This is a genomic window from Actinokineospora spheciospongiae (assembly GCF_003182415.1).
Lineage (GTDB): Bacteria > Actinomycetota > Actinomycetes > Mycobacteriales > Pseudonocardiaceae > Actinokineospora > Actinokineospora spheciospongiae.
Map to the genome: position 1 here is coordinate 209,444 of NZ_QHCP01000008.1, position 12,014 is coordinate 221,457.

General features: G+C 74.4%; 8 protein-coding genes. All 8 read left to right on the forward strand.

Going from position 1 to position 12,014, the window contains the following annotated elements; all coding sequences use genetic code 11:
- Nucleotides 1-685: 685 nt before the first annotated feature.
- Nucleotides 686-1,651, forward strand: a complete 966-nt coding sequence (locus DFQ13_RS21855) for a multidrug resistance efflux transporter family protein (protein ID WP_219994581.1) — start codon at nt 686-688, stop codon at nt 1,649-1,651.
- Nucleotides 1,652-1,761: 110 nt separating this feature from the next.
- Nucleotides 1,762-2,949: an MFS transporter gene (locus tag DFQ13_RS21860; protein WP_110081148.1), complete on the forward strand. Its 1,188-nt coding sequence runs from the start codon at nt 1,762-1,764 to the stop codon at nt 2,947-2,949.
- Nucleotides 2,950-3,364: 415 nt separating this feature from the next.
- A complete protein-coding gene (locus DFQ13_RS21865; RefSeq protein WP_233427423.1) occupies nt 3,365-4,147 on the forward strand; it encodes a glycosyltransferase in 783 nt (260 codons plus the stop codon).
- Nucleotides 4,144-5,598, forward strand: coding sequence for a glycosyltransferase family 4 protein (locus DFQ13_RS21870; RefSeq protein WP_035278576.1), 1,455 nt, complete (start codon nt 4,144-4,146; stop codon nt 5,596-5,598). Before DFQ13_RS21865 ends, DFQ13_RS21870 begins: the two co-directional genes overlap by 4 nt.
- Nucleotides 5,595-8,138 (forward strand): glycosyltransferase, encoded by a 2,544-nt coding sequence (locus tag DFQ13_RS34505; protein ID WP_219994584.1) that lies wholly within the window; start codon nt 5,595-5,597, stop codon nt 8,136-8,138. Before DFQ13_RS21870 ends, DFQ13_RS34505 begins: the two co-directional genes overlap by 4 nt.
- Nucleotides 8,116-8,874, forward strand: a complete 759-nt coding sequence (locus tag DFQ13_RS21880; protein ID WP_052020596.1) for a phytanoyl-CoA dioxygenase family protein — start codon at nt 8,116-8,118, stop codon at nt 8,872-8,874. The genes DFQ13_RS34505 and DFQ13_RS21880 overlap by 23 nt, the downstream gene beginning before the upstream one ends.
- A gap of 43 nt (nt 8,875-8,917) precedes the next feature.
- On the forward strand, nt 8,918-9,931 hold the full coding sequence (locus tag DFQ13_RS21885; RefSeq protein ID WP_161784419.1) for a polysaccharide pyruvyl transferase family protein: 1,014 nt from the start codon (nt 8,918-8,920) through the stop codon (nt 9,929-9,931).
- A gap of 148 nt (nt 9,932-10,079) precedes the next feature.
- Nucleotides 10,080-11,633: an ArnT family glycosyltransferase gene (locus DFQ13_RS21890; RefSeq protein ID WP_110081149.1), complete on the forward strand. Its 1,554-nt coding sequence runs from the start codon at nt 10,080-10,082 to the stop codon at nt 11,631-11,633.
- Nucleotides 11,634-12,014 lie beyond the last annotated feature (381 nt).

A 12,014-nucleotide genomic window follows, 5' to 3' on the forward strand; every position in this document is an offset into this window, starting at 1 on the left:
GCCCGGTCACCAGCCGCATCGAGTCCTGTCAGTGCAGCCGCCGACCGCTTCGGAAACCAGTTGTCTGGCGGGCGGCGGGGTCTGGGCGGTTGGTTGCCGGTGCGTGGGTGAGGTGTGGGCGGGTCGGCCATTCTTGGGGTGGTCGGCCGCTGTGCCGTCGAGATTTGGCGTGGCCCCCAGCCACAGCGAACCCGCCGGTGCGGCGGCAACCAGTCATCCCGCCAACACCGCCCCGGTCACCAGCCGCATCGAGTCCTGTCAGTGCAGCCGCCGACCGCTTCGGAAACCAGTTGTCTGGCGGGCGGCGGGGTCTGGGCGGTTGGTTGCCGGTGCGTGGGTGAGGTGTGGGCGGGTCGGCCATTCTTGGGGTGGTCGGCCGCTGTGCCGTCGAGATTTGGCGTGGCCCCCAGCCACAGCGAACCCGCCGGTGCGGCGGCAACCAGTCATCCCGCCAACACCGCCCCGGTCACCAGCCGCATCGAGTCCTGTCAGTGCAGCCGCCGACCACTTCGGAAGCCCGTTGTCCGGCGGCTGGTGAGCGGCGGGTTCTGGGCGGTTGGCTGCCGGTGCGGGGTGGCCGAGCGGCTTCGCGGGCAGGCCCCGGGCCGTGCGGAGTGGTTCGCTGTGCTGTCCGTCATGGGTGGTTTGCTGGTGGAGTGGGCCGTCTCTGGCTCAGAATCGCGGGGTGTCCACTCCGTTCCCGCTCCGCGTGCCCCGCGTCCGCCCGTTGGCCCTCTCCGGCCTCCCCGCCGCGATGGGGCTCGGGTTGCTCTCCGCGCTGTTCTTCTCGGTGTCCTTCGTGGCCAACCGGGGCCTGTCCGTCGGTGGTGGGGCGTGGGAGTGGACGGCGGCGCTGCGCTACCTGATCACCCTGCCCGTCTTCGCCGCCCTGGTGGGGTTGCGTGGTGGGCTGCGTCCGGTCGGCGCTGCGCTGCGGGCGGCGCCGGGGCGGTGGCTGGTGTGGGGGACCGTCGGGTTCGGGCTGTTCTACGCGCCGTTGTGCTTCGCCGCCGACAGTGCGCCCGGGTGGGTGGTCGCGGCGGTGTGGCAGGTGACGATCGTCTGCGGCATGGTGTTGGCCCCCGTCCTCTACCGCGATCCGGCCCGCAGGCGGATTCCCCCGGTGGCGCTGGTCCTGTCGCTGGTGGTGTTGGGTGGGGTGGCGTTGACCGTCCTGGAGGCACCCGGGGGGCTCGGTTGGTCCGTGGTCGTGGGGGTTGTCGCGGTGCTGGTGGGGGCGGTCGCCTATCCGGTGGGCAACCGCAAGTCGATGGACCTCGGTGGTGGGTTGGACACGTTCCAGCGGGTGTTGGCGCTGACGGTCGGCAGCCTGCCCGGGTGGGTTGTCCTCGCCGTGGTGGGTGGGGTGCGGGCGGGGTTGCCGTCGGGGACGCAGGTGGCCGGGACGGCTTTGGTCGCGCTGTCGTCCGGGGTGGTGGCGACGGCGTTGTTCTTCGCCGCGACCCGGCGGGTGCGGGACGACCCGGTGCACCTGGCGGCGGTGGAGGCGACGCAGGCGGGGGAGGTCGTGTTCGTCGCGGTGGCGGAGCCGCTGGTGCTGGGTGGGGCGGCGCCGGGCGCGGTGGCGTGGTTGGGGATTCTGGTGATCGCGCTCGGGGTCGTCGGGTACGCGGTGGTCGGTCGCGGCTGACTGTCCCCAGTGGACCGCAAAGGGGGCTGTGGACAACTTTTCGCCCCCGAAACCGTTCCGCCGTAATCTTCGTCCGCGGTGAACGGACGAGGGTTGGGGGAAGCGTGCGGATGCGGATCGCGGTGGTGCAGGTGTTGGCGCTGGCCGTCTGGTTCTCGGTGTCGGCGGTGGTGCCGGGCCTGCGGCAGGAGTGGGGGATCGGGGCGGCCGAGGCGGTGTGGCTGACCGGGGCCGTGCAGGTGGGGTTCGTCGTGGGCGCGGTCGGGTCCGCCGCGCTCACCCTCGCCGACCGGGTCCGGCCGCACCTGCTGCTCGCCGCCTGCGCCCTCGCCGCCGCCGCGTGCACGGCGGTGCTCGCCGTGGCCGTCGACGGGATGGCCGGTGCGGTGCCGTTGCGGTTCCTGACCGGGGTGTGCCTGGCGGGGGTGTACCCGGTGGGCATGAAGCTGATGGCGTCCTGGTCGGAGTCGGCCACCCGGGGGCGGTCGCTCGGCATCCTGGTGGGGGCGTTGACGGTGGGGTCGGCGCTGCCGCACCTCCTCGGTGGGGTCGGGCACCTGCCGTGGCGGGGCGTGCTCGCCGTCGCGGCCGGGTTGGGGGTGGTGGGGGCGGTGGTGGCGGTCGTGTCCGTGCGGCCGGGGCCGCACGCCGCGGTGGGTGCGCCGCCGCGCAACCCCCGGTACGCCGTGGCGATGTTCGGGGAACGGGGGCCGCGGCTGGTGAACTTCGGCTACTTCGGTCACATGTGGGAGTTGTACGCGCTGTGGACCTGGTTACCCGCCTTCCTGGTCGCCGCCGGGACCGGGGGCGCGGCCTCGGAGGTCCTGGTCTTCTTCGCCCTGGGGGTCGCCGGTGTTGTCGGGTGCCTGCTCGGCGGGTGGGCTTCGGACCGGTGCGGGCGCTCGTCCGCGGCCGTGGGGGCGTTGGCGGTGAGCGGGGCGTGCTGCCTGTTGTCACCGATCGCCTTCGCCGCGGGGCCCGCCGCGCTCGCGGTCCTGTGCGTGGTGTGGGGCGCGGCGGTCATCGCCGACTCGGGGGTGTTCTCCACCGTCCTCAGCGAGACCGCCGACCAGCGGTACGTGGGCACCGCGCTGACCGCGCAGACCGCGCTCGGCTTCACCCTCACCACCGTCAGCATCGCGCTCGTGCCGGTGTTCGCCGAGGCCGCGGGCTGGCGGTACGCGTTCCTGCTGCTCGCCCCCGGCCCGCTGGTCGGCGCGGTGGCGATGCGGGTGCTGCGGGCAGGTCAACCACCGTCTGGAGTGGACGGTCGCTTCGTCCGGACGGCTTCGGATTGATCGCTCCCCACATTTTCCTACTTTCGCAGGTAGCGCTCCGGAGCACGGGTCAGGACGGAAAAATCGGACCACCGCAGAAGCTGTGAATGAAGTTCGAGTTTGCTGACAACAGCGGTGTGACACATTGTGGCAAACGGAGCAATTGCCCACGGGGGCCCCTGAGCTGCGCAAACGTTGACTGTTTCTGCCTTCAACCATTTCCGGGACCGGCGTCCACCTGCGGAAATGGTGGATCGTGACCCCGCTCACTCGATACTCTCGGTGTCGTCGTAACGGTGAATTCGCCGTTTCGTGTTGTGAACAGGTACCCCTCCTGTGTTACGCCGCAACCGACCGTGTCCTATGGTCAGAGCCGCTGTGCCACCGCAGGCAGGAACAGATCGCAGGAATCCGCAATCACGACGGGAGCCCTCGTGTGACCCAGGCCAGCCAGTTGCCGCCCCGCGCCCTCCGGGCACAGGTGTCCGACCCGGCCATCCCCCGGCCACGGCGCTCCGCTGTGGACCTCGAGGTGGTCATCCCGGCCTACAACGAGGCGCGCAGGCTGGGGGTGTCGCTCACCGCCACCGCCGACTACCTGGCCGGGGTGCCGTGGTCGACGCGGATCGTCGTGGTGGACAACGGCAGCAGCGACGCGACCTCCCGGGTGGCCCGCACCGCGGCCTCCGCCGCCGTGCCGGTGGAGGTCATCGGCTGCTCCACGGCGGGCAAGGGCGCGGCGGTCCGGCGCGGCATGATGACCAGCTCCGCCCGGTTCGTCGGGTTCGTCGACGCAGACCTGGCCACCCCCATCGACGCCCTCGGCCCGGCCGCCGAGCTGCTGGAGCAGGGCGCCACCGCGGTGATCGGCTCCCGCTACGCCACCGGCGCGGCCATCGTGCGCAGGCAGCCGGTCACCCGGCGCGTCGGCGGCGCCGCGTTCCGGGCACTGACCAGGCGGGTCGTGCCCGGGGTGTCGGACACCCAATGCGGCTTCAAGTTCTTCGAGCGCCGCGCGGTGCAGCGCGCGCTGTCGGGCTGCGCGGTCACCGGCTTCGCCTTCGACGTCGAGCTGCTGCGCGGTGTGCAGGCCCAGGGCGGCACCGTCGTCGAGCTGCCGGTGAACTGGACCGACGACGCCCGCTCCACCTTCCGCCCGCTGCGCGACGGGCTGCCCGCGTTCCGCGCGGCCCTCGGTCTCCTCGGGACGAACGGATGAGCGGCGTGTCGGGTTCGGACGGACCGGTGAGCGGTCTGCACGCGCTGCGGGGTCGCTCGGTCCTGCTGGTCAACTGGCGTGACATCAGGCACCCGCAGGCGGGCGGCGCCGAGCTGTACGCCCACCAGATCGCCCGCCGCTGGGCCGCCGCGGGGGTGAAGGTCACCTGGCTGACCTCGCGCCCCGAGGGCGCCGCCGCCCGCGAGGTGATCGACGGCGTGCAGGTCCTGCGCCGGGGCGGGCAGTTCTCGCTGTACCCGGCGGCGGCCTCGGCGCTGCTGCGGGTCGGCTCGCTGTTCGACGCCGTGGTGGACTGCCAGAACGGCATCCCGTTCTTCGCCCCAGCGTTCGTGCCGAAGTCCACCGCCGTCGTCCAGGTGGTGCACCACGTGCACCAGGACCAGTTCGGCGCGCACTTCAGCAAGCCGGTGGCCGCCGTGGGCCGGTTCCTGGAGGGCCCGGTCAGCAGGCGCGTCTACCGCGACCGGGCGATGGTCGCGGTCTCCCCGTCGACCCGCCGCGACATGCGCACCCGGCTGGGCGCGCGGGGCCCGGTGTTCATCGTGCCCAACGGCAACGAGCCGTCGGTGCTGCGCGCCGGTCCGCGCGACCCCGACCCGACGATCGTGCTGGTGAGCAGGCTGGTCGCGCACAAGCGGGTCGACCTGCTGCTGCGCGCGCTGCCCGAGGTGCTCACCGCCGTGCCGAACCTGCGGGTGGAGGTCATCGGCGACGGCCCGCTGCGCAGGCCGCTGGAGCTGCTGGCGGGCGAACTGGGCCTGCGCGGCTCGCTGCGCTTCCGCGGCAGGCTCTCCGACGCCGAGCGCGACGAGCTGATGCAGCGCGCCTGGCTCACCACCTCCACCTCCCAGGGCGAGGGCTGGGGCTGCACGGTGCTGGAGGCGGCCAGGTTCGGCGTGCCGTGCCTGGCCATCGCCGCCGCGGGCATCGACGACTCGGTGCTCGACGGCCGCACCGGCTGGGTCGTGCCGGACGCCGCCGCGCTCGGCCAGGGCGTGGTGGACGCGCTCACCGCCCTGGCCGACGACGACACCGCCGCCGCGGTGTCCGACCGCTGCCGGGCGTGGGCGTCCGCGTTCACCTGGGACCGCAGCGCCGAACTGCTGGCCGGGGTGGTCGGTGCCGAGATCACCCGCCGCGGCACCGCGCGCCGCAGCCGCCGCCACGCCCGCTCCGACATGGCGACCGCCGTGCGCTTCCGGGTGCCCCGCGACGTCCCGGCCCCCCGGGGCAGGCTGACCGACCAGGTCCGGGTGGACGGTGAGCACGGCACGGCGCTGCTGCACGGCTGCGACGAGCTCGACGCCGAGTCGGTGCTGGCCCGGTGGAACGTCGAGCCGGTCAGCGTCGAACTGGCCACCGAGGAACACCTGCTGACCGGGGTGAACCCCCTGCCCGCGACCTCGTCCACCGCCGTGGAGCGCCGGTGAGCGGTGCGCCGCTGGCCCGCGCGGGCCTGCAGGTGGCGGGCGCGACGATGGTGGTCAGCCTGGTCAGCTACGGCTACGGCATCGTCCTGGCCCACCTGCTCGACGGCGCCCAGTACGCCGTGTTCGCCGCGGGCCAGACCATGCTGCTGCTGGCCGGGACCGCCTCGGCGGCGATCCCGTGGGCGCTGGCCAAGGCGGTGCGCGTGCACCCGCCCGGCTCCCCGGGGCGCCGCTCGGCCATGGCCCACAGCGTCACGCTGAGCCTGGTCGGCGCCCTGCTCGTCGCCCTGGTGCTGGGCGGGATCAGCGCGGTGTACGCGCCGGTGCCCGCGGTGCTGGCCACGGCCGCCGCGGTGGCCGCGGTGGTGCTGCCGGGGACCGCGATCGGTTGGTTGCAGGGGGAACTGCGGTTCGCCCGGCTCGCCGTGCTGCGGGTGGCGGAGGTCGTCGTCCGGGTGGCGCTGGGCGCGGTGGCGGTCGTCGCCGGGTTCGGCGCGGCCGGGGCGCTGGGCGCGTTCGTGGTCGGTTCGGCGGTGCTGCTCGTCGGCGGCCTGACCGCGCGGGCGGTCGGCGACGGCGTGCCGCAGACCGCCGGATCGCAGCTCGGTGACCTCGGTCCGACTGGGACGGCCAAACCCGCCTGGCGCGACCTGCGCTGGCGGCCGGGGCTGCTGGGCGACCGGTCGCGGTGGCGGGAGACGGCCGGGCTGACCAGGGCGCAGGCGCTGCTCGGTGTGTTCACCGCGACCGACATCGTGCTCGCCCCCGTGCTCGCCGGGGCCGACACCGACACCGCGGGCTTCCAGTTGGCCAGCACCCTGGGCCGGGCCCCGCTGTACGTGGCCACCGCCCTGGCCGTCGTGCTGTACCCGAGGCTGGCGGGCCCGGACCGGCGCGACGCGCTGCGCTCGGCGCTGTCGGCCTACGGGTGGCTCGGCCTGCCCGCCGCCGCTGTGCTGGTCACCGCCCCCGCCGACGTCCTCGGCCTGGTCGTGCCCGCCCACCTGTCCGGTGTCGGGGGGCTCGTGGTGGCCACCGCCGTCGCCGGTCTCGGCTACGGCGTGGTGACCCTGGTGGCCACCGTGCACCAGGCACGCGGCGCGTTCGGGCAGGTCACCGGGATGCTGGCGGTCGCGGTCGGACTGCTGGTCGCCGGGCTGGCGGCGGGCTGGTTCCTCGGCGGGGTGCCGGGGCTGGCCGTCGGCACCGCGCTCGGGTCGGTGGCCGCGGCCGTGGTGGCGGTGCGCACCGAGCCGCTGCCGGTGCCGCTCGGGGCCGTGCTGGCCACGCTGGTCGCGCTGCCGCCGTTGTGGCTCGCGCGGACCTGGACCCCGGCCTGGGCCGTGCTGGCGGTGGCGCTCGGGCTGTTCGCGCTGTGGCGGCTGCGGTCGGGTCGGCCGCAGCCTGCGCCCGGTGAGCGGCTGCGGGTGCTGCACCTGGGTTTCGAGGACCCGGCGCTGCCCGGGTCCGGCGGCGGGGCGGTGCGCACGCACGAGATGAACCGCAGGCTCGCCCGCAACCACGACATCACCGTGCTGACCACCCGCTGGCCCGGCTGCGTCGACCGGGTCGAGGACGGCGTGCGCTACCTGCACGTCGGCGTCGGGTCGGGGCGCACCTACCTGGGGCGGATCGCGGGCTACGCGGTGGCGCTGCCGTTCGTCTCCCGCAGGCACCGGGCCGACCTGGTGGTCGAGGACTTCTTCGCACCCATCTCCACCATGGCGGCTCCACTGTGGACCAACCGGCCCACGCTGGGCATGGTGCAGTGGCTCAACGCCAGGGAGAAGGCGCGGCAGTACAGGTTGCCGTTCCACCTCGTCGAACGCGCCGGGGTGCGCACGCACCGGCGGATGGTCGCGGTGTCCGACGGCATCGCGCGGGAACTGCGCCGGATCAACCGCACCGCCCGGGTCGACGTGGTCGGCAACGGCGTGGACGCGCGGGCGTTCGACGTGCGCGAACCGCGCGGGTGCGACGTGGTGTTCGTCGGCAGGCTGGAGATCGCCCAGAAGGGCCTGGACCTGCTGCTCACCGCGTTCGCCGCGCGCGCGGGCGACCTGCCGGGGGACCTGGTGCTCGCGGGCACCGGGCCGGACGAGGAGCGGTTGCGCGCGCTGGCGGCGCGGGCTGGGATCGCCGACCGGGTGCGGTTCGCCGGGTGGGTGGCCGGGGTGGACAAGTACCGCCTGTTCGCCGGGGCCGCCGTGGTCGCGGTGCCGTCGCGGTTCGAGACGTTCGGGATGGTGGCGGTCGAGGCCGCCGCGGCGGGCAGCCCGGTGGTGGCCTTCGACATCGACTGCCTGCGCGAGGTCGTACCCGAGGCGGTCGGCGTGCGGGTCCCGTGCTTCGACACCGACGCCCTGGGCGCGGCACTGGTGTCGCTGGCCCTGGACCCGGAGCGGGCCGACCGGCTCGGCGCGGCGGGGCGGGAGTTCGCCCGGGCGTACTCGTGGGACTGGTTGGCCGAACGGCAGGAGGAGAGCTACCTGTCGGCGATTCGGGAGTGGAGCGCGGATGCCGCACACGGTGGTCGCTGAACGCGAGCGCGACGCGCTGCTGGGGCAGGGCTTCCTGGCGGTGCCCTCGCTGTTCACCGCGGCCGAGGTGGCGGAGGTCGCCGCGGAACTGGACCGGCTGTTCGAGTCGTTCCCGGCGCTGCCCGCCACCAGCGTGCTGGACCTGGGGGCGACGGACGGCGACTTCGGCGCCGACGTGCCGGAGATCCTGTACCCGTCGGTGCTCTCGCCCGCGCTGCGCCGCTCGGCGGTGTTCCGGCGCAGCCGCGCCCTGGCCAGGCAGGTCCTCGGGCCGGGCACCTGGTTCCGGTTCGACCACAGCATCCGCAAACCGCCCGGGTGCGGGTTCGAGACGGTGTGGCACCAGGACCGGGTGCACAAGCGGTCCGGCCTCGCCGAGCGGCGGCTCAACGTGTGGGTGCCGATGGGCGGCGTCGGGGCCCGCGACGGCTGCATGCGGTACGTGCCGCGCAGCCACCTCGGCGGTGTGCTGGCGCACGAGGAGGTGCCGGGGCGGCGGGGAGCGCTGCGGACGGTGGGCGTGGACGAGTCGGCCGCGGTCGACTGCCCGCTGCCGGTGGGCGGGGCGGCGATGCACCTGTTCGAGACGGTGCACTCCGCGCACCCGAACCTGGGGGAGGGGACGCGCACGGCGTGGATTCTCCAGTTCACCCGCCCTCGGGCGGTGGTGCCCGCCGCGAGCCTGGCCCACCAGGGCATCCACCGGTGGCGGACGCGGTCCTGGCGTTCCCGGTGAGTCTGTGCGGTTCTGTCTTGTCCGGAGTGGAGAGGGGGCTCGGGTGACCGGGTTGAGCGGGTTGTCCGGTCGTCGGGTGCTGGTCGTGGGGAACTTCGGCAACGGCAACACCGGTGACGAGGCGCTGCTGGCGCGGGCGTTGCAGGAACTGCCCGCGACCGCGGAGGTGGGCGTGCTCTCGCGCAACCCCCGCATGGTCGAGTGGACCCACGCCGTGCCCGCGCGGCCGATGACCCCGCTGTCCTTCGCCGCCGCGCTGCGCTGGTGCCAGGCGGTGCTGGTCGTCGGCGGCGGCATGTTCGGCGCCGGGCTGCCGCCGCTGGTCCGGCTGCTGCCCTCGGTCGTCGCCGCGGCCGAGGCGGCCGGGCGCGACACCTTCTACCTGGCGATCGGGGTCTACCCGGGCACGCCCCCGCTGGCCATGCGCGGCCTGCGCGCCGCGGCCCGGGCGGGCCGGATCACCGTGCGCGACGAACTGTCGGTGCGCACGCTCGGGGTCGAGGTGCCGAACGTGGGCGACCTGGCGCTGCGACTGGAACCCGAATCGCCCGAGGCGGCGGACCGGGCACTGGTGGCCGCCGGGGTGGACCGCGACCGGCCGCTGCTGCTGCTGTCGTTGAAGGCGCTGCCGTCCGACGAGCGGATGGGGGTGGCTGTGGACAGTTGTTTGCGCGCCGCCCGGCGGTGGCGCGACCATGGTGGGGAAGTCGCGGCGGTGGCGCTGTCGACCCACGCGGACTACGGCCTCGGCCTGGCCCGGCGGGACTCGGTGCTGGCCGGGGAACTCGCCGAGCGGCTCGGCGCCGACGTCCCGGTGGTCGGCCCGCAGTTGCCGCCGGGACTGGCGAAGGCGGTGGTGGGGCGGGCCTCGGCGGTGCTGGGGCTGCGGCTGCACGCGCTGGTGTTCGCGGTCGGCTCGGGGGTGCCGTGCGCGGGGTTCGCCTGGGAGGAGAAGACCCGCGCGTTCCTGGCCGAGTCGGCCGGGGCGACCGCGGTGTCCGGAGTGGACGACGTGGAGGACTGGGTGGAGCGGACCGTGGCGGAGGTGGTCGTGTGAGCACGGCTCGGGTGATGCCCGTGGGCGCCGGGCGAGCGGTGCCTGCGGGCGCCGGGTGGGTGCTGCCTGCGCTGGGACGGGGTGGTCCTGCCTGTGCGGATCGGCCTGCGGTGGCGGGGGATGTCGGCTCTGGTGTGGGAGTGGGTTCGTGACCGCGGTGGCTGTTCCCCCGGCGGGGGAACCGGTGGTGGTGTCGCACCGGCGGGCGCCCGGGGCCGGGTGGCTGGTGGGTGCCGGGGCGGCGGTGGTCGTGTTGGCGCTGGCCCTGCGGGTGTGGGGGTTGGTGACCGCCAACGAGTTGTTCATCGACGAGGTGACCTACTCGCGGCTGGCGCTGTCGGTCAGCCGGGGTGAGTGGCCGAACCTGGCCGGGCAGCCGTTCCACCTGCACCCGCCGCTGACCTTCCTCATCAACGGCGCGGTGATCGACGTCTTCGGGCTCTCCGCCGACCCGACCTCGTTGGTGTTCCAGTTGCGGTGGGTCAACGCCGTGCTGGGGGCGGTGGGCGTGGGGCTGGCCTACGCGCTGCTGCTGCGGGTCACCCGGCCGTGGATCGCCGTGGTGGGTGCGGTCGTCCTGGCCGCCGACCCGTTCGTGCTGCGCAACGACAGCCGGGTGATGCTGGAGACGCCCGCGTTCGTGTTCGTGCTCGCCGGGCTGCTCTGCGTCCTGTCGCGCAGGCGGTGGGTGGCGGTGCTGGGCGGGGTGCTGCTGGGCCTCGCCGTGGTGGCCAAGGACGTCGCGGTCGTGCCCGCCCTGCTGCCCCTGGTGCTGGCGGTCGTGTGGCGCAAGACGATGCCGGTGCGGCAGGGTTTGGTCGTGGTCGCGGCCGGGCTCGTGCCCTACGCCGCCTACCTCGTGGCGCTGGGTGTCACCGGGCGGCTGCCGGGCTGGTGGGCGGCGAAGGTCGGTGGGGTGCGGCGGATGGCCGGGCTGGACCAGATCACCGGGTTCAACTCCGCGCAGGCACCGAGCTTGCTGGACGCGCTGATCTCGCAGTTGACCCGGTTCGGCACGTCCTACGTGCTGCTGGGCCTGGCGGTCCCGGCCGGGCTGTGGGCGCTGCGGTCCACGCGGGCCGACCGGCGGCTGGTCGGGCTGGTCGCCTCGGTGATGGGGCTGCTCGGCCTCTTCGCGCTGGCCTTCGGCACGCTCGAGGAGCAGATGGGCTACTTCGTCGTGGTGCCGGGCGTGCTCGCCGTGGGCATCGCCTTCACCGAACCGCCCCGGTGGACCCTGCGCGCCCGACCGGTGTTCACCGTCGCGGCGGCGCTGGTGGTGCTGGCGGGGTTGGCGTCGGCCATCCACGCCCGCAGCGTCCGCGACAACGCCTACCAGCAGGCCCGGGCTTACCTCGACACCCAGGTGCCGCCGGGGTCGCGGGTCGGGTTGACGTCCCCGACGGCGCAGTTCGCTCTGCACTCCGGCGAGGGCAACGACCTGCACGTGGGCACCTGGGTGTCGTTGGGCGCCCTGCAACAACACCGGGCCGACTACGTGCTCACGCAGAGCCGCCCACTGAGCCAGGGCTACGGCTACGCCTCGCCGGACCTGCTGCCCTGGCTGGCGAAGCACGCCCAGCCGGTGTTCACCTTCTCCGGCCCGACCGGCGGCGACACCGTCGTCTGGAAGTTGTCGCAGGCGGAGTTGGACGCGGCGGTGAGCCGGGGGCAGCTCATCCCCGAGGTGGTGACGCCGTAGTGCCGAACCCACCCGGCCGCGCCTGACGGGGCACCTCGGGTTCCTCCCCGCGTGCCGCCGGTCTTCCCGGCGCGGGGCGTTTCCGGGACGTCCTCGGCTCGTTGAGTCGGATGTGGCTCCGCGCCCGGGGGATGAGCCGTCCTCGCGGGCGGTGGGAGTCCTGGTCACGCCCGCGCCGCCCGGAGGGCCGCGGGCGGGGCACCGGACCGGGCGGGGGTTCCGGCAGGCGTCGGGGGCCTGCCGGAACCCCCGCCCCACCCGATCAGCGTCCCGGCTTGCCGCACCGCCGGGACGTTCCTTCGATCGGTGTGTGTGGCCCGTCCCGGACAGGTGATGCCGGGGTTCCCGGGTTGTCACGTCGGATGCCGAACACGCAGTCTG